The sequence below is a fragment of the Agaribacillus sp. DX54 genome, assembly GCF_056858335.1.
Genome location: NZ_JBXEQE010000002.1, coordinates 267,700 through 283,915, shown reverse-complemented (window position 1 = coordinate 283,915; position 16,216 = coordinate 267,700). Strand labels below are relative to the sequence as shown.

The 16,216-nt window shown below is 42.5% G+C and carries 19 protein-coding genes and 1 pseudogene; 3 read left to right on the top strand and 17 right to left on the bottom strand.

What is annotated here, in order from left to right; genetic code table 11:
• Nucleotides 1–103: 103 nt before the first annotated feature.
• The gene (locus AC04NP_RS03885; RefSeq protein WP_482858137.1) at nt 104–448 is read right to left on the bottom strand and encodes a hypothetical protein; all 345 of its coding nucleotides are present in this window, start codon (nt 446–448) and stop codon (nt 104–106) included.
• A 123-nt stretch (nt 449–571) separates the two neighbouring features.
• On the opposite strand from AC04NP_RS03885, the gene AC04NP_RS03880 reads away from it, so the two are divergent.
• Nucleotides 572–1,252: a TetR/AcrR family transcriptional regulator gene (locus AC04NP_RS03880; RefSeq protein ID WP_482858136.1), complete on the top strand. Its 681-nt coding sequence runs from the start codon at nt 572–574 to the stop codon at nt 1,250–1,252.
• Nucleotides 1,253–1,274: 22 nt separating this feature from the next.
• Here AC04NP_RS03880 and AC04NP_RS03875 read toward each other — a convergent pair whose 3' ends face one another.
• Both AC04NP_RS03875 and AC04NP_RS03870 read right to left on the bottom strand, forming a co-directional pair.
• The gene (locus tag AC04NP_RS03875; protein ID WP_482858135.1) at nt 1,275–2,345 is read right to left on the bottom strand and encodes a M42 family metallopeptidase; all 1,071 of its coding nucleotides are present in this window, start codon (nt 2,343–2,345) and stop codon (nt 1,275–1,277) included.
• A gap of 25 nt (nt 2,346–2,370) precedes the next feature.
• Complete coding sequence (locus AC04NP_RS03870; RefSeq protein WP_482858134.1) at nt 2,371–3,960, bottom strand: acyl-CoA carboxylase subunit beta; 1,590 nt, start codon at nt 3,958–3,960, stop codon at nt 2,371–2,373.
• A gap of 180 nt (nt 3,961–4,140) precedes the next feature.
• Between AC04NP_RS03870 and AC04NP_RS03865 the strand changes: the two genes are divergently transcribed.
• Both AC04NP_RS03865 and AC04NP_RS03860 read left to right on the top strand, forming a co-directional pair.
• Nucleotides 4,141–5,079, top strand: a complete 939-nt coding sequence (locus AC04NP_RS03865) for a Ppx/GppA phosphatase family protein (RefSeq protein WP_482858132.1) — start codon at nt 4,141–4,143, stop codon at nt 5,077–5,079.
• A gap of 67 nt (nt 5,080–5,146) precedes the next feature.
• Nucleotides 5,147–6,229 (top strand): Ldh family oxidoreductase, encoded by a 1,083-nt coding sequence (locus tag AC04NP_RS03860; protein ID WP_482858131.1) that lies wholly within the window; start codon nt 5,147–5,149, stop codon nt 6,227–6,229.
• Nucleotides 6,230–6,256: 27 nt separating this feature from the next.
• Here AC04NP_RS03860 and AC04NP_RS03855 read toward each other — a convergent pair whose 3' ends face one another.
• From AC04NP_RS03855 to rplO, 14 genes and pseudogenes are all read right to left on the bottom strand, one after another.
• The gene (locus AC04NP_RS03855) at nt 6,257–6,787 is read right to left on the bottom strand and encodes a hypothetical protein (protein ID WP_482858130.1); all 531 of its coding nucleotides are present in this window, start codon (nt 6,785–6,787) and stop codon (nt 6,257–6,259) included.
• 129 nt (nt 6,788–6,916) lie between these two features.
• Nucleotides 6,917–7,207 (bottom strand): FtsB family cell division protein, encoded by a 291-nt coding sequence (locus AC04NP_RS03850; RefSeq protein WP_482858128.1) that lies wholly within the window; start codon nt 7,205–7,207, stop codon nt 6,917–6,919.
• Between the two features lie 79 nt (nt 7,208–7,286).
• A complete protein-coding gene (gene eno, locus AC04NP_RS03845; protein ID WP_482858127.1) occupies nt 7,287–8,564 on the bottom strand; it encodes a phosphopyruvate hydratase in 1,278 nt (425 codons plus the stop codon).
• A gap of 10 nt (nt 8,565–8,574) precedes the next feature.
• Nucleotides 8,575–9,675 carry a glutamine-hydrolyzing carbamoyl-phosphate synthase small subunit gene (gene carA, locus AC04NP_RS03840; protein WP_482858126.1) on the bottom strand — a complete coding sequence of 367 codons (1,101 nt, stop codon included), beginning with the start codon at nt 9,673–9,675 and terminating at the stop codon, nt 8,575–8,577.
• 500 nt (nt 9,676–10,175) lie between these two features.
• Nucleotides 10,176–10,673: pseudogene (gene rplQ / locus AC04NP_RS03835) on the bottom strand (50S ribosomal protein L17); the annotation flags it as partial.
• A 3-nt stretch (nt 10,674–10,676) separates the two neighbouring features.
• The gene (locus tag AC04NP_RS03830; protein ID WP_482858125.1) at nt 10,677–11,666 is read right to left on the bottom strand and encodes a DNA-directed RNA polymerase subunit alpha; all 990 of its coding nucleotides are present in this window, start codon (nt 11,664–11,666) and stop codon (nt 10,677–10,679) included.
• A 91-nt stretch (nt 11,667–11,757) separates the two neighbouring features.
• Nucleotides 11,758–12,363 (bottom strand): 30S ribosomal protein S4, encoded by a 606-nt coding sequence (rpsD, locus tag AC04NP_RS03825; RefSeq protein ID WP_482858123.1) that lies wholly within the window; start codon nt 12,361–12,363, stop codon nt 11,758–11,760.
• A 56-nt stretch (nt 12,364–12,419) separates the two neighbouring features.
• Complete coding sequence (rpsK, locus tag AC04NP_RS03820) at nt 12,420–12,812, bottom strand: 30S ribosomal protein S11 (RefSeq protein ID WP_482858122.1); 393 nt, start codon at nt 12,810–12,812, stop codon at nt 12,420–12,422.
• Between the two features lie 80 nt (nt 12,813–12,892).
• Nucleotides 12,893–13,273, bottom strand: a complete 381-nt coding sequence (gene rpsM, locus AC04NP_RS03815; protein ID WP_482858120.1) for a 30S ribosomal protein S13 — start codon at nt 13,271–13,273, stop codon at nt 12,893–12,895.
• Nucleotides 13,274–13,329: 56 nt separating this feature from the next.
• Complete coding sequence (gene ykgO / locus AC04NP_RS03810) at nt 13,330–13,446, bottom strand: type B 50S ribosomal protein L36 (protein WP_482858118.1); 117 nt, start codon at nt 13,444–13,446, stop codon at nt 13,330–13,332.
• A 5-nt stretch (nt 13,447–13,451) separates the two neighbouring features.
• Nucleotides 13,452–13,670 carry a translation initiation factor IF-1 gene (gene infA, locus AC04NP_RS03805; protein WP_482858116.1) on the bottom strand — a complete coding sequence of 73 codons (219 nt, stop codon included), beginning with the start codon at nt 13,668–13,670 and terminating at the stop codon, nt 13,452–13,454.
• 1 nt (nt 13,671) lies between these two features.
• Nucleotides 13,672–14,445, bottom strand: a complete 774-nt coding sequence (gene map, locus AC04NP_RS03800; RefSeq protein WP_482858114.1) for a type I methionyl aminopeptidase — start codon at nt 14,443–14,445, stop codon at nt 13,672–13,674.
• Between the two features lie 5 nt (nt 14,446–14,450).
• Entirely contained in the window at nt 14,451–15,764 is a 1,314-nt protein-coding gene (gene secY, locus AC04NP_RS03795; protein ID WP_482858113.1) for a preprotein translocase subunit SecY, read from the bottom strand.
• A 3-nt stretch (nt 15,765–15,767) separates the two neighbouring features.
• Nucleotides 15,768–16,214, bottom strand: coding sequence for a 50S ribosomal protein L15 (gene rplO / locus AC04NP_RS03790; RefSeq protein WP_482858111.1), 447 nt, complete (start codon nt 16,212–16,214; stop codon nt 15,768–15,770).
• Nucleotides 16,215–16,216 lie beyond the last annotated feature (2 nt).

The window sequence follows — 16,216 nt, the reverse complement described above, 5'->3', positions numbered from 1 at the left end:
TGATTGTAAACGGAATGAAATCTTTCCTGTTACAATCAAACTAATACTTATAAGTTATTTAGGTACGGAATGGTTCAAGTCTAATGGCACCAACGCAAGGTAATTAACAAAAAAACAGGCGAATAGCTTCCTTAGGCGGTGGTGTAGTAACATCCGGATACAAAGATACCGGTATATTCAGGTGTAGGGTGATTGGCCTTTTCTTTAGTACAGGTTGCTTATCAACGATGTTACGCTGGTCTTTCACGTATTTGTCGATTTCAACTTCCAGTTCCTCATTTTCATGCTCATTTTTCTCAAAATCAATCAAAAAGGCGAATTTTTCATGGTTTTCAACCAACCAGTTGCAGTCATAAACCAAAAACATACTGGCTAAACTCAGAGCAATAACAAGAAGCCTTCCCGCAGAAGTGATTGAACGGATATGAAGCTGCGTTATCGAAACCATCTTATATGGGTGGTTAAAAAACAAATATATAGTGTTACTATTGTTTAAGCAAAAATTACTACCAAATGTTTTTATAATACTATTATTTTTGCATCTTTGTAGGTTTGAAAGCAGTTGATATTCATGTCTATCTCGGTACAGATAAAAATTAACGAAAATTTATTCCTTAAAGATCCACAGGAATCAAAGCTAGGCAAAAAAGCCATTAAAGATGGTATTTCATTACTCGATGAAATTGGGTTGGAGTCTTTCACCTTCAAAAAACTGGCAGCAAGAATGGGGTCGACTGAGGCCACAATCTATCGCTATTTTGAAAACAAACACCTTTTTCTGGTATACCTGCTATCCTGGTATTGGGAATGGATGCGATTCAGGATAGATTTTAACTCTATGAACGTGGTGGATCCGGAGCATAAGATCAGGATCGTTATTAAAACGATAGTAGATACCGTGCGATTGAGCACCCCCGCAGAATATATAGACCGGGATGCACTTCATCGCATTGTGGTCGTGGAAGGGCCAAAAGCCTATCATATAAAACAGGTAGATGAGGAAAACAAACAGGGATATTTTCGAACACTGAAAGCGCTTAATAAAAAAATCGCCGATATCCTGTTGGAGATCAACCCGGATTTCCCCTATCCCAAAGCACTGGCCAGTAATCTATTGGAAATGGGTAATGATCATTTTTATTATGCGCAACACCTGCCCAGCCTCACAGATATCCACCTGAAAAATGGCAGTATGGATGAATTGGAGGAGCTGATGGAGTTTTATGTATTCAAACTGTTGAATAGCGAATAAACCTGCCGTATAATATATGCTGCTACTTAATATACCGGAAATCGTGCCCTGATTTTAATTGTTTTAAAAACTCAAACATTAAATTGATCACGTGGGCAACATCATCTTTGTGTGCTGTTTCGACGGTGGTATGCATGTATTTCAAAGGTAGCGAAATCAGAGCAGATGCCACCCCCATGTGCGAATAGGCAAAGGCATCGGTATCTGTTCCGGTCGAGCGGCTGGCAGAAGCACGTTGAAATGGGATTTTCTTTTTTTCCGCTACCTCGATAATCATGTTCAACAGGTTATTTTGTACAGCAGGACCGTAAGTGAGTACCGGGCCTTTACCGGCTTTTTGAAAACCACTGGTTTTTTTGTTATACATTGGGGAAGTGGTATCATGACATACATCGGTAACAATGGCCACATCGGGTTTGATACGTTCTGCTATCATTTGGGCGCCTCTTAAGCCAATTTCTTCCTGTACGGCATTGACTATATATAGTCCGAAAGGGAGGCTCACCTTTTTTTCTTGAATTTTTCTGGCAACCTCAGCAATCATGAAGCCACCGATACGATTGTCCAGGGCCCTGCCGGTATAGTACCTGCGATTAAGTTCCATCAGTTCATCATCAAATGTAATCACACAACCAACATGTACGCCCAGTTTTTCTACCTCTTCCTTGCTATTACAGCCGCAATCAATGAAAATGTTTTTCATCGTGGGCGCCTCTTCCTTTGCCCTGTCCCGGACATGAATGGCCGGCCAACCGAAAACCCCTTTGACAACGCCCTTTTCAGTGTGAATATTGACCCGTTTCGAAGGGGCTATCTGATGATCCGATCCGCCATTCCTTACTACATAGATGTAGCCCTCGTCGGTGATATAATTGACGAACCACGAAATCTCATCTGCATGCGCTTCAATGACCACTTTGTAATCGGCTTTCGGATTAATAACTGCTACGGCCGTCCCATAAGTGTCTGTAAAATATTCGTCAGTAAATGGCTTCAGATAGTCCAGCCATATTTGTTGTCCTGATGTTTCAAAACCTGTAGGGGAGGCGTTATTTAAGTATAATTCTAAAAACTTCTGACTTTTTTTATCCATTTTCAAATTTTTTCACCTTTAAAACTTACAAAGGGATGTTGCCATGTTTTTTTCTGGGTAATTGATCCACTTTATTTTCCAAAATCTTAAAGGCCGATATTAACTTCTTTCTGGTATTTTCGGGTAAGATTACTTCATCGATGTAACCCCGGTTTGCGGCACGGTAGGGGTTGGCGAATTTTTCAGTGTACGCATTAATTTTTTCCTGCAACTTTTCCTGAGGGTCATCGGCAGCGGCTATTTCCCTCTTGAAAATGATCTCAGAGGCCCCTTTAGCACCCATAACTGCTATCTCAGAAGTAGGCCATGCGTAATTCATATCCGCACCGATGTGTTTTGAGTTCATCACGTCATAAGCACCGCCATAAGCTTTTCTGGTAATAACCGTCACCCTTGGCACAGTGGCCTCGCAAAAGGCATACAGAAGTTTGGCTCCGTTGGTGATAATGGCATTCCATTCCTGGTCTGTGCCTGGTAAAAACCCGGGCACATCTTCCAGTACCAGCAGGGGTACGTTAAATGAGTCGCAAAAACGCACGAATCTAGCTGCTTTAGTACTGGCCTGAATATCAAGGACACCCGCCAGGGAGGCAGGCTGATTTCCTACAATACCAATACTGCGGCCGCCAAGCCTGGCAAACCCCACGACAATATTTTCAGCAAAATTTTTGTGTACCTCCAAAAAAGTATCTTCGTCGACAATGCCTTCGATAACGGTACGCATGTCGTAAGGCTGGTTGGGATTTTGTGGTACGATATCATTCAACACCGGCCTTTTTTCATCACCTGAGGACTCATAATGTACTGATGGCGGATCATCCTCACAGTTTTGCGGTATATAGCTTAGAAGCTTTTTGATGTTATCGAGACACTCAACTTCATTACTGCAGGCAAAATGGGTGACTCCACTCTTGGTACTGTGCGTGGTGGCTCCGCCCAACTCCTCTGCCGTAACGTCTTCCTGAGTCACGGTTTTTACCACATTGGGACCTGTTACAAACATATAGGAAGTATTTTCTACCATGAGAATGAAATCCGTAATGGCAGGTGAATACACCGCTCCACCGGCACACGGGCCCATAATAGCCGAAATCTGGGGAACAACCCCCGAAGCCAGGGTATTACGATAAAAAATATCTGCATAACCTGCCAGCGATACGACCCCTTCCTGGATTCTCGCCCCTCCTGAATCATTCAAACCGATCACTGGCACACCGTTCTTCATGGCAAGATCCATGATTTTGACAATCTTTTCGGCATGGGTTTCGGATAGTGAGCCTCCAAAAACTGTGAAATCCTGGGAAAAAACATATACAGGACGTCCTGCGATAGTGCCATAACCTGTGACCACGCCATCACCCAGGTAATGTTCTTTGTCTAAGCCAAAATCGGTAGCCCGGTGTTTAACCAACATGCCAATTTCCTCAAATGAGTCCTGGTCTAGTAACAGGTGAATCCTTTCTCTGGCAGTTAATTTCCCCTTTTTATGTTGAGAATCTATCCTTTTCTGGCCTCCTCCCAACAAAGCCTCCGCTTTTTTTGTCTTTAATAAATCAACTTTTTCCTTTTTGGTTAAGCTTTGATGGTTAGCTTTCACGTTGTTTTGTGGTTTCATGCTCGATTAACTAATTACAGTCCAATATAGATAAATTCCGGTTACTCAAATATAGGCAGGCAGATCATAAATTTAAAAGCATCCGCTTTTTAAAATCCTCCTGAAATTAAATGAATATTTAAATGATTATTATGTCCGGGATTAACAATATATATTATCTTGCGCAAAGTTTATGCGAGAATGACAAAAAAAATAGCCGTTATTGATTTAGGTACTAATACTTTTCACATTCTTGTAGCCGAAATTACAGACAACGGCATGAAGGTATTACACACTGAAAAATTATCGGTAAAAATAGGAAGGGGAGGAATTAATGACGGGATCATTACTGATTCGGCCCAGCAAAGGGCCCTGGATGCCCTGGTGCGTTTCAAAAAAACCATAGATGAATACCATGTTGACGAAACATTCGCTACGGCCACCAGCGCTATCAGAAGTGCAAAAAACGGTAGGGATCTCGTTGAAAAAATCAGGCAGCAAACAGGCATTGAAGTCACCATTATTTCAGGGGATTTGGAAGCCAGTTACATTTACAGGGCTGTAAAAAAGGCCGTAAAACTGGGCGGGACAACTTCCCTGATTATGGATATAGGGGGTGGAAGTGTAGAGTTTATTTTGTGTAATGAAAACAGTATTTTCTGGAAAGGAAGTTTTGAAATCGGCGCACAAAGACTACTGGATCTGTTTCATTATCATGACCCCATCCTTCAAGAGGAAATCGAAAACTTAAACCTGTTTCTAATCGATCGCCTCTCGAGCCTGATCCGGGCATGTATAAAGTTTAAACCCGTAGTCTTGGTTGGTGCTTCAGGTTCATTTGACACTTTCAGCGATATCTACCGGATCAAAGCCGGCATAAAAAAAACAGACGAACAAACCGAACTGCCTTTGTCTGTGGAAAGTTTTCACGAAATCTACAATGACATCATCAGTAAGAATAAAGAAGAGCGAATGGCTATTCCCGGTATGATTGAAATGCGTGTGGATATGATTGTCGTGGCCTCGATTCTGGTGGATTTTGTCACCCAAAACTGCAACCTGAATAAAATAAGGGTTTCATCCTATTCATTGAAAGAGGGGGTACTTTTTAATATTCTGGATAGTTTGAACAACCATTGATGATATCCCTCCCCGGAAAAGAGTTATTAATGAATATTATTTTATTTTTGCCATTTATAATTGCCTTATGATTAAATTTTCTTTTGACGCTTTAAAGGGATTTACCAAAAATATTTTTTTAGCTATGGCATGCGACGCCAGCCATGCTGAACTGGCGAGTGAGGTTTTACTGGCTGCCGACATGAGGGGGGTTGACTCCCATGGGGTAGCCAGGTTGACCGGTTATGTAAGATTGTGGGAAAATGCCAGGATCAATAGCCAACCTCAGATCAGGGTAATTCACGAAACGCCAAGTACCGCGGTGGTAGATGGTGACCGGGGATTGGGCCTGGTGGTCGCCCCTAAAGCCATGGAGATAGCCATACAAAAGGCCAATAAAGTTGGCACCGGATGGGTAGCAATTAAAAATTCGAATCACTTTGGGATTGCCGGTTACCATGCCATGATGGCACTGCAATACGATATGATCGGTATGGCTATGACAAATGCCAGTCCGCTGGTCGCCCCTACGTTCTCAACAGAAAAACTTTTGGGTACCAATCCCATTGCCGTAGCCATTCCTGCGCAAAAAGAGCCTGCTTTTGTCGCAGATTTTGCTACGACTACCGCTGCTAATGGCAAGCTTGAAATACTACAACGTAAACAGGAAAGTGCCCCGTTAGGCTGGGTTCAAACTTTGGAGGGACTACCCTCAACCAACCCGGGTGAGCTGAAACAGGGCGGAGCCTTATTACCTCTGGGTGGAGACAGGGAGCATGGCAGCCATAAAGGATACTGCCTGGGTTCCATTGTAGATATCTTCTCAGCCATACTAAGTGGTGCGAATTATGGCCCCTGGGTACCTCCCTTTGTAAGTTTCCTCCCGGTTGCCGACGATCCTGTAGGTGAGGGCATAGGCCATTTTGTAGGAGCCATGCGAATCGATGCTTTCAGGCCGGCTGATGAATTTAAAAAACACATGGATAACTGGATTCAAAGATTCCGGGGAGCCAAGGCAGTGAATGACCGGGAACGTGTGTACATCCCCGGGGATCCTGAGAGAATTTCGGAAGAAATCAGAAGAAAGGAAGGAATCAGCCTGTTACCGGCAGTGGTGAATGATCTCCGGACACTGGGAGAAAAATTCGGCTTGGACCTATCGCCTGATTAGCCGATTAGGCCGGTTTCGGTTATTCTTTTATAAGGTAAATCCCACTCTAAACACCCAGGGGCTGTTATAGGGTGATCTTATTTGATCGTAAGCAAAATTATATAATGCTGTAGCAACAAATCCCATTCGTCCACCGCCAATTGACTGAAAAAGCCCTCCCCCTACAAAAAAACCCGGCACCCATTCCCTCACACTGCCATCTGCAAAAAACAGTTCATTTCTTAAATTCTCATATTCGGTATACAGAAAAAACTGTTGGCCCAGGTTGTGGCGGGCAAATACCCTGCCTCCATAAATACTGGTATCGAAATCAAAATCCCTGAAGCTGATGTAGCGATAGGTAACACCTACCCCCGCGGAAAACATATTGGTAATCATATATCCAGCCAGTGGCGAAACATCCACGAAAGTGAAATCACCAAACTCTAATGAAAAATTGCCACCAACATATACACGGTCAAAGAATGAAGAGCTTTCCATCGGATCAAATTCTTTTTGACTGTACACCTGAAAGGAAACAATTGCTGTTAATACTGTGAGGATTATCTTTTTCACCATTTAATGCCGATTTTCTTAACACCCATTACCTATTGTTTTAATTATACAATCCAATTGAGGTTTACCCTTAAAAATAAAAAAGCTCTGAGTATCTACTCCAGAGCCTGAAACTTTATAGTGCACCGGTTGTTACTCTTCCACAATAACATAAATATCCTCATTCTTTTTTTTCATCAGATACTTTTCGCGGGCAAATTTTTCCAGCAAAGCCTCATCACTCATCAGCTCAGACCGGTCTTTTTCTACCTCCTTAATCTTAACTGTATAGTACGATTTTTCATGCTCCAGCGTTCGTAACTTTTTGGTTAATCGGTACTGTCTTATCAGATTACTATCTGAAATAAAGAACATAAAAATCAAAAACAAAATACCAGTCAAAAAGTAAAAATTTTTGAGCAATCCGGGAAGTCTGTCCAACATGGTGCCAAATGTTTAAAGCAACTTTAAATAATTAACGGTATAATCAAAAAGAATGTTGTTTACCTCTTCCGGGTGCCACTTAAAAGTTTTGCCCCGGAAAGTAAGCTGTTTCCCCTAATTCTTCCTCGATTCTCAGCAATTGGTTGTATTTGGCCATTCTGTCTGAGCGGGAGGCAGACCCGGTTTTAATCTGACCGGTATTCAGTGCTACGGCAAGATCGGCAATAGTGGTATCCTCAGTTTCTCCTGAACGGTGCGATATGACACTTTTGTATTTATTTCGGGAAGCCATATTCACAGCATTAATGGTTTCGGTAAGCGTACCTATTTGATTGAGCTTGATTAAGATAGCATTCGCAATGTTATTATCAATGCCATCTTTTAATCTTTTCACATTAGTGACAAAAAGGTCATCACCCACCAACTGCACCTTATCGCCGGTTTTTTCTGTAAGCGCCTTCCATCCATCCCAATCATCCTCATCCATACCATCTTCTATAGACACAATCGGATATTTATCAACCCAATCTTTCCAAAAGTCTACCATTTCGACACTGGTCAGTTTGTCTCCGGTGGACCATTTCAGATGGTAAATTCCATCTTCCTTTTCATAGAATTCAGAGCTGGCAGCATCTAAGGCGAGGAAAATGTCCTCACCGGGCCTGTAACCCGCCTGTTCAATGGCTTGTAGCACCACCTCAACCGCTTCTACATTAGAGCCCAAATTGGGGGCAAACCCACCTTCATCCCCAACATTGGTAGACATTCCTTTACTTTTCAAAACCGCTTTCAGATGATGAAATACCTCTGTTCCCATACGCATCGCCTCAGAGAATGTCTCTGCTTTGGTCGGCATAATCATAAACTCCTGGAAGTCGATAGAATTATCAGCATGGCTGCCGCCGTTTAGAATGTTTATCATGGGCACGGGCAAAGTATTTGCATTGACACCTCCTACATATCTAAACAACGATTGACCTGACTCCTGAGCAGCGGCTTTGGCTGCTGCCAGGGATACCCCCAGGATGGCATTGGCCCCTAACTTTGACTTGTTTTCTGTACCATCTAAATCAATCATGATTTTGTCAATCAGGTTTTGCTCGAACACAGAATATCCCAATAATGCTTCCGCAATGATGGTGTTGACATGCTCCACAGCCTTTAATACCCCTTTTCCCATAAAAACCGCTTTGTCAGCATCTCTCAATTCTACTGCCTCATGAATCCCGGTAGACGCACCCGAAGGCACCGCTGCCCTACCGATAACCTTATTCATTGTGACAACATCAACTTCTACTGTAGGGTTTCCTCGCGAGTCAAGGATTTGTCTTGCATAAACGCTTTCGATTAAACTCATTGTAAATTGGTTAGTTATTTTTTATAAGATTGATAAATTCGTCAAAAAGGTAACGGGAATCATGAGGGCCAGGCGATGACTCGGGGTGGTATTGTACCGAAAATGCCTTTTTTCCTTTTATTCTAATGCCTTCTATCGTGTGATCGTTAAGATTCATATGTGTTACAGTAATTTTGTCCGAATCTTTGATGGATTCTTCGCTCACCCCAAAGCCATGGTTTTGAGAGGTTATCTCTCCTCTGCCTGTTTCCAGGTTTTTGACCGGATGGTTAATACCTCTATGGCCATGATGCATTTTGTAGGTAGAAACCCCACAGGCAAGGGCTATAATCTGATGCCCCAGGCAAATACCGAAAAGCGGCTGATCTTCTTCCAGTAGGGCAGCCACAGTAGTGATAGCATAATCCATGGCAGCAGGATCACCAGGACCATTGGATATAAAATAGCCATCTGCTCCCCAAGTGGATATTTCCTCAAAGGAAGTGCGGGCGGGAAAGACTTTCACATGACACCCTCTTTCAACAAGGCTGTTCAAAATATTGCTTTTGATACCGAGGTCAAGTGCTGCAATTTTGATCCCGGACTCATCCCCCACTGTATAAGCGTCTTTGGTACTTACCTGAGAGGCCAGTTCCAAACCCTCCATCAGAGGAACTTTATCCAGGGCTTTTTGCAAATCACCTTCATCTTCTATTTCTGATGAAATAATCACATTCATGGCACCTTTATCCCTGATATGACGGACAATTTTACGTGTATCCACCTCTGCAACACCGACAATACCAGCCTCTTCCAGGTATGTCTGCAGAGAGGAATCAGCCTGTATTCTGCTGAAGTCGTCAGAAAAGCTGTTGATAATCACCCCATTAATTTTAGGAGTATCGGATTCTTGCTCCCTTTCCAAGGTCCCGTAGTTACCGATATGCGAATGGGTATTGACAATGATTTGTCCAAAATAAGAAGGGTCGGTATAAATTTCCTGGTACCCGGTCATGCCGGTATTAAAACATATTTCCCCTCCTGCAGTTCCTTTCTTTCCGATTGAAACCCCGTGGAAAATTGTTCCGTCTTGCAATAATATTTTGGCAGGATTTTTTTTATGATATTTCATTAGGACACATGTAAACGTTTGAAGGTTATTTATTGCTCTGCAAATTTTAAATATTTTCAACAATAAAAAAAGGGATTAAACAAATGTCTAATCCCTTTTCCTATTTTTTGTAAATTTCTCAATTACTTTTCTTTGTCGTCTTCGGTGGTATCCTCATTTCCTCCTTCGTCGTCCTTTGCTTCATCCTTACTTTCTGCAGAAGGCGATTGTTCAGGTGACGCTTCCCGGGAAGTTTCAGCCACTTCCGGGCTTTCAACCGCCTCCCCGGCGTCAGCCCTGGCAGTATCGTTTGTGTCTTCCGTGTCGGAGGCTTCTCCACTTTCCGCCTCAACCACGTTTTCTTCTGCCGCCGTGGACCCCTGGTTATCAGACGCTTCAGGAGTTTCTTCAACTACCTCTTCTACCGTAGTATCTTCTGCGGCTTCAGCAACTGCTCCGGCTTTGGTCTCCGCCGGTTCCTGATCAACGACTTCCTGACCTGCTGTTTCGACCTGGTCACCGGCTACTTCCTCCACCACATCTTCGGCAGTTTCAACAGCCGCAGGTGCAGTAGTTGCTTCTGCAGCGGCCTTTTTAGATTTTCCACCTCTTCTGCTTCTTCTTTTGGATTTGGCTGGTTTTGCCTCTTTCAGCAGTAATTCATTATAGTCTACCAGTTCCATGATGCACATCTCGGCATTGTCACCTAACCTTGTTCCGGTTTTTATGATTCTGGTATATCCCCCTGGCCTGGCAGCTATTTTTTCTGCTACTTCATCAAACAGTATTTTCACCGACTCTTTGTTGTTAAGATATGAAAACACTATACGCCTTGAATGGGTAGTATCATCTTTAGCCTTTGTCATAAGGGGTTCAACATACTTCCTCAATGCTTTAGCCTTAGCCACAGTCGTGGAAATTCGTTTATTTAGTATCAGCGAGGAAGCCATATTTGACAACATCGCTTTCCGGTGCGAAGCCGTCCTTCCCAGGTGATTAATCTTTTTCCCATGTCTCATTGTCTAGTCCTCCTCAAGTTTATACTTCGACAGATCCATTCCGAAGGTTAGATTCTTTTCTGCGATCAACTGTTCCAGTTCTGCCAGTGACTTTTTACCAAAGTTTCTGAATTTCATCATATCAGAAATCTCCAGTTGCGCCAGATCACCGAGGGTTCTGACATCAGCGGCTTTTAAACAGTTGTAAGCCCTTACTGAGAGATCCAGATCGTTGAGAGGGGTCTTCAGCAACTTTCTCATATGCAGCATTTCTTCATCCACTGCGTCAGGCTCACCCATGTCGGCAGTTTCAAGAATCATATTCTGGTCTGAGAACAGCATGAAGTGCTGTATCAGAATATTGGCAGCGCCTTTTAAGGCGTTTTCAGGATGAATCGATCCGTCTGTTTCTATATCAATAATTAATTTTTCGTAGTCTGTTTTCTGTTCCACCCTGGTGTTTTCAACACTATATTTCACATTTTTGATAGGTGTAAAAATGGCATCTACCGGGATGAAACCGAAGACCTGCTCCGAGGGTTTATTTTCTTCGGCAGGCAAATATCCTCTGCCCTTTTCTACCACCAGTTCCAATTCCAGTTCAGTGGCTTCATCCAACGAACAAATGACCAGCTCAGGATTAAGGATTTCAAAAGAAGAGGTAAATTCAGAAATGTCACCGGCGGTCAATTCCTGCTTATTTTTAATGGAAATAGAGATTTTGCTGTCCACTACCTCGGATACCTTTCTGAATCTAACCATTTTCAAGTTCAGGATAATCTCCGACACATCCTCCACCACGCCCTCAATGGTAGAAAATTCGTGCAATACACCTGGGATCTTTATTCCGGTAATGGCATATCCTTCCAATGAAGAAAGTAAAATCCTTCTCAACGCATTGCCAATGGTAACCCCGTATCCTCTCTCGAGGGGTTTAAAGGTAAAAAGACCATGAAAATCATCAGCCTTTTCCATTACAACCTTTTCGGGCATCTGAAATGCTAGTATAGACATATTTATTTCCTATTTAAATTTTTTATATGTATTGAGTATTGCAAGCAATTCACAATTCCCAACTATTTTGATTTAGTTAAATTCGAGATTCCTATTTCGAGTAAAGTTCAACGATAAGTTGTTCCTGGATGTTCTCCGGAATATCCTCCCTTTCAGGCAAGCTTACAAACTTTCCGGCCATCGCACTGCCATCCCATTCCAACCAGGAGAACCGGCGGTTCGCCCTTCCAGCCAGGCTATCTGAAATAACCTCCAGGGATTTGGATTTTTCTCTGACACCCACAATGTCGCCGGGTTTTAAGGAATAAGAAGCTATATTCACTACATGGCCATTAACCAATATATGCTTGTGCAGCACCAATTGTCTGGCTGCTCTTCTGGTGGGGGCAATGCCCAATCTAAAAACAGTATTATCCAATCTGGATTCCAGCAATTGTAATAAAACAACGCCGGTAATACCTTCTTTTCTACTGGCTTTGTCAAACAAATTGGCAAATTGTTTTTCCAAAACACCATAGGTATACTTAGCTTTTTGCTTAGCACTTAATTGTAGCGCGTATTCCGATTGTTTTCTTCTTCTTCCCTTACCGTGCTGGCCGGGAGGATAACTTTTCTTTTGAACGGCCTTACTAGGACCAAAAATCGGATCATTAAATCTTCTGGCTATCTTTGCCTTCGGACCTGTGTATCTTGCCATTTTATACTATCGTTTTAAGGATAATGCCTGTCGATGCCAGACATTAGTTTTGTTATCTAAACTCTTCTTCTTTTAGGGGGGCGACATCCATTGTGAGGCAGCGGGGTAACATCTTTAATTGCGGTCACCTCAATGCCGGTATTCTGGATAGTCCTGATGGCCGATTCCCTGCCGGCTCCCGGCCCTTTCACAAATACTTCGACTTTTCTCAATCCAAGATCATAAGCTGCCTGGGCACAATTAGATGCTGCCATTTGTGCCGCATAGGGTGTGTTTTTCTTGGAACCTTTAAAGCCCATCTTTCCGGCCGACGCCCAGGAGATCACCTGTCCCGAGGCATTGGTCATTGAGATAATGATGTTGTTAAAAGTCGCCTTTATATGCGCCTGACCGATTGGTTCAACCACCACAACCCTTTTTTTACTCTTATCTTTACGCTTTTGAGCCATTTGTATTTATTATTTACTGTGCGTTCCAAATTAAAATGTACCCGGAGATGGTTCACTTTTAATACCGGAACATTAAAGTTCTATTTAGTAGCCTTCTTTTTGTTCGCAACCGTTTTCCTCTTACCTTTTCTTGTACGGGCGTTGTTTTTGGTTTTTTGGCCTCTTACAGGAAGTCCCTTTCTGTGCCTAAGTCCCCTGTAACAGCCAATGTCCAACAACCGCTTGATACTCAATTGCACTTCCGATTTAAGTACCCCTTCCACCTTGAATTCTTCCTCAGATATAATCGATCTTACCTTATTGGACTCTTCATCAGACCAATCATCCACCTTTTTATCGTAGTCGATACCTGCTTTGGTAAGGATCTTCCGGGCGGAGCTCCGGCCAATACCAAAGATGTAGGTAAGGGCTATTTCCCCTCTTTTGTTGCCTGGAATATCTACTCCTGAAATTCTAGCCATATTATTTGATATCTATAGTAATTATATGCTCGTAATTGTGAAATAAAGTGACAAAATTACCCCTGTCTCTGCTTAAAACGGGGATTCTTTTTGTTAATGACATAAACTTTTCCTTTTCTTCTGATGACTTTACAGTCATTGCTTCGCTTTTTTACGGATGCTTTAACCTTCATGACTATTATTTATATCGGTATACTATTCTTCCTTTAGTTAAATCGTAGGGTGACATTTCAAGTTTTACCTTATCACCCGGCAATATCTTAATATAGTGCATCCTCATTTTTCCAGAAATATGAGCAATTACTCTATGCCCGTTTTCTAATTCCACACGAAACATCGCATTCGATAATGCCTCAACGATTGTTCCGTCTTGTTCGATAGATGCCTGTTTTGCCATATTAAAAACTGTAAACCTCTTCTATATATTGATGCGTTGTTAAAATTTCGGTTCTGTCATTGAAAATCGCAATTGTATGCTCATAATGTGCCGATGGTAAACGGTCTTTTGTCCTGATTGTCCAACCATCTGCCTCCTGCACGACATTTCTTTTCCCTATATTCACCATGGGTTCAATGGCTATCACTAATCCACTTTTAAGTTTCATACCTTTCCCTCTTTTTCCAAAATTTGGCACTTCAGGGGACTCGTGCAGATTCTTGCCAACGCCATGCCCTACCAACTCTCTAACCACTGAGTAACCATGTGATTCGACATGATTTTGGATAGCAAAACCTACGTCTCCAATCCTTTGGCCACACCTGGATGCCTCAATGCCTATGTACAGTGACTCTTTAGTCACCTTCAGCAAATCATTTACCCCTCCACTTACCTTACCCACCGGATAGGTATATGCTGAATCACTATGAAAGCCTTTATAAAAAACGCCACAGTCTATCGAAAGTATGTCGCCTTCAACTAACTGATAATCCCCTGGAAATCCATGAACAACGTTTTCGTTCACAGAAATACAGAGGGTGTAGGGAAAACCGTTGTAACCTTTAAAGGAAGGTTTTCCTCCATGATCCCGGATAAACTCTTCAGCGATTCGATCAAGTTCTATGGTTTTAATGCCAGGCTTAATCAACCTGGCAACTTCACCATGTGTCTTTCCCAATATTACAGCACCTTCCCTGATTGTATCAATCTCACTATCCGTTTTATAATGGACCATTACAATTATGCTACGGCAGCATTTTGAGACCTTCCCTTTATCTTACCCGACTTCATCATTCCTTCATAATGTCTCATTAATAAGTAACTTTCAATCTGCTGTAGCGTATCCAAAATTACACCTACCATAATCAGGAGGGAAGTTCCGCCATAAAACTGTGAAAATCCCTGGCTTACACCGGCTAAAGTAGCAAAGGTCGGCAGGATGGCTACGATTGCCAGGAAAAAAGAACCCGGCAATGTAATTTTGGACAAAATATTATCTATGAATTCCGATGTCTGCTTTCCGGGTTTTATACCTGGAATGAATCCACCATTTCGTTTCATGTCATCTGCAATCTGGTTAGGGTTGACCGTAATTGCCGTATAAAAGAATGTAAACAGAATTATCATGATGGCAAAAACCAAATTATATTGCCATGATAATATATTACTGAATGTATTTCCTATGTAAATGGCGAGGTCACTGGTATCTGACCAGATGCTGGCAATCATAGCCGGTAAAAACATGAGTGACTGGGCAAAGATGATAGGCATTACACCGGAGGAATTTACCTTGAGCGGGATATACTGCCTTTGCCCACCATAAACTTTCTTTCCAACTACCTGCTTGGCATATTGTACCGGAACCCTTCTGGTGGCCTGTGTCAGCATCACCACACCCATAACCACAAAATACAAAGCAAGAATTTCGATAATAAACAACAGGGCTCCGCTCATTCCTTTCGAAGAGGCTTCAAACAAAAGTTCACCGGGCAGTCCTGCAATAATACCGATCATAATCAGCATGGAAATTCCATTACCTATCCCCTTATCTGTGATTTTTTCTCCCAGCCACATACAGAATATGGTCCCTGCCGTAAGGATAATCATTGCTGATATTCTAAACAAAGCAGGATCAATCATGATAGCCTCTGGCTGAATGGTAGCAGCCAGATAACCGGTACCCTGGGCCAGTGTAATGGCAATAGTAAGTACACGAGTGATTTGGGTTATTTTCTTCCTACCTGACTCGCCCTCTTTTTGCATTTTTTGAAAGTAGGGCACGGCTACAGTCAGTAGCTGCAGTACAATCGAAGCAGAGATATAGGGCATTATACCCAAAGCAAAAATTGAAGCCCTGCTAAAAGCACCACCTAAGAAAACATCGAGTAAGCCAAAAATACCCTGAGCATCTTCCAACTGGCTGGAGTCCACACCAGGTAATACCACGTAGGATCCTAATCGGAAAATCAAAAGAAATCCCAGGGTATTGATTATTCTTACCCTTAGCTCCTCAATGGCAAATATATTCTTTATGGTGGTTATAAATCGCTTCATGTATTAAAGGGTTGTTGCTTTTCCGCCAGCCTTTTCAATGGCCGACACCGCAGATGCAGAAAAAGCGTGAACAGTTATATCAACTTTTGCTTTCAATTCTCCCCTGCCAAGGATTTTAACCAAATCCTTTTTTCCTGCCATCCCGTGTTCCCGGAGGAAATCCACATCAATGGCAGCAGTATTAAATTTATCGACCAGTTGCTGGATGGCATCCAGATTGATAGGTTTGTATTCAACACGGTTTGGGTTTTTAAATCCAAATTTAGGAACACGCCGTTGTAATGGCATTTGTCCTCCTTCAAATCCGGCCTTCTGGCTATAACCTGATCTGGATTTAGCACCTTTATGTCCTCTTGTCGAGGTTCCCCCCCTACCTGAGCCCTGGCCCCGGCCAACTCTTTTTCGCTTTTTAACAGAACCAGTTGCTGGTTTTAAAGTATTTAATTTCATCT

Coding starts and splice junctions, on each gene's coding strand:
- AC04NP_RS03885 (WP_482858137.1), bottom strand. CDS start 448: ATGGTTTCGATAACGCAGCTTCATATCCGTTCAATCACTTCTGCGGGA.
- AC04NP_RS03880 (WP_482858136.1), top strand. CDS start 572: ATGTCTATCTCGGTACAGATAAAAATTAACGAAAATTTATTCCTTAAA.
- AC04NP_RS03875 (WP_482858135.1), bottom strand. CDS start 2,345: ATGGATAAAAAAAGTCAGAAGTTTTTAGAATTATACTTAAATAACGCC.
- AC04NP_RS03870 (WP_482858134.1), bottom strand. CDS start 3,960: ATGAAACCACAAAACAACGTGAAAGCTAACCATCAAAGCTTAACCAAA.
- AC04NP_RS03865 (WP_482858132.1), top strand. CDS start 4,141: ATGACAAAAAAAATAGCCGTTATTGATTTAGGTACTAATACTTTTCAC.
- AC04NP_RS03860 (WP_482858131.1), top strand. CDS start 5,147: ATGATTAAATTTTCTTTTGACGCTTTAAAGGGATTTACCAAAAATATT.
- AC04NP_RS03855 (WP_482858130.1), bottom strand. CDS start 6,787: ATGGTGAAAAAGATAATCCTCACAGTATTAACAGCAATTGTTTCCTTT.
- AC04NP_RS03850 (WP_482858128.1), bottom strand. CDS start 7,207: ATGTTGGACAGACTTCCCGGATTGCTCAAAAATTTTTACTTTTTGACT.
- eno (WP_482858127.1), bottom strand. CDS start 8,564: ATGAGTTTAATCGAAAGCGTTTATGCAAGACAAATCCTTGACTCGCGA.
- carA (WP_482858126.1), bottom strand. CDS start 9,675: ATGAAATATCATAAAAAAAATCCTGCCAAAATATTATTGCAAGACGGA.
- AC04NP_RS03830 (WP_482858125.1), bottom strand. CDS start 11,666: ATGTCTATACTAGCATTTCAGATGCCCGAAAAGGTTGTAATGGAAAAG.
- rpsD (WP_482858123.1), bottom strand. CDS start 12,363: ATGGCAAGATACACAGGTCCGAAGGCAAAGATAGCCAGAAGATTTAAT.
- rpsK (WP_482858122.1), bottom strand. CDS start 12,812: ATGGCTCAAAAGCGTAAAGATAAGAGTAAAAAAAGGGTTGTGGTGGTT.
- rpsM (WP_482858120.1), bottom strand. CDS start 13,273: ATGGCTAGAATTTCAGGAGTAGATATTCCAGGCAACAAAAGAGGGGAA.
- ykgO (WP_482858118.1), bottom strand. CDS start 13,446: ATGAAGGTTAAAGCATCCGTAAAAAAGCGAAGCAATGACTGTAAAGTC.
- infA (WP_482858116.1), bottom strand. CDS start 13,670: ATGGCAAAACAGGCATCTATCGAACAAGACGGAACAATCGTTGAGGCA.
- map (WP_482858114.1), bottom strand. CDS start 14,445: ATGGTCCATTATAAAACGGATAGTGAGATTGATACAATCAGGGAAGGT.
- secY (WP_482858113.1), bottom strand. CDS start 15,764: ATGAAGCGATTTATAACCACCATAAAGAATATATTTGCCATTGAGGAG.
- rplO (WP_482858111.1), bottom strand. CDS start 16,214: ATGAAATTAAATACTTTAAAACCAGCAACTGGTTCTGTTAAAAAGCGA.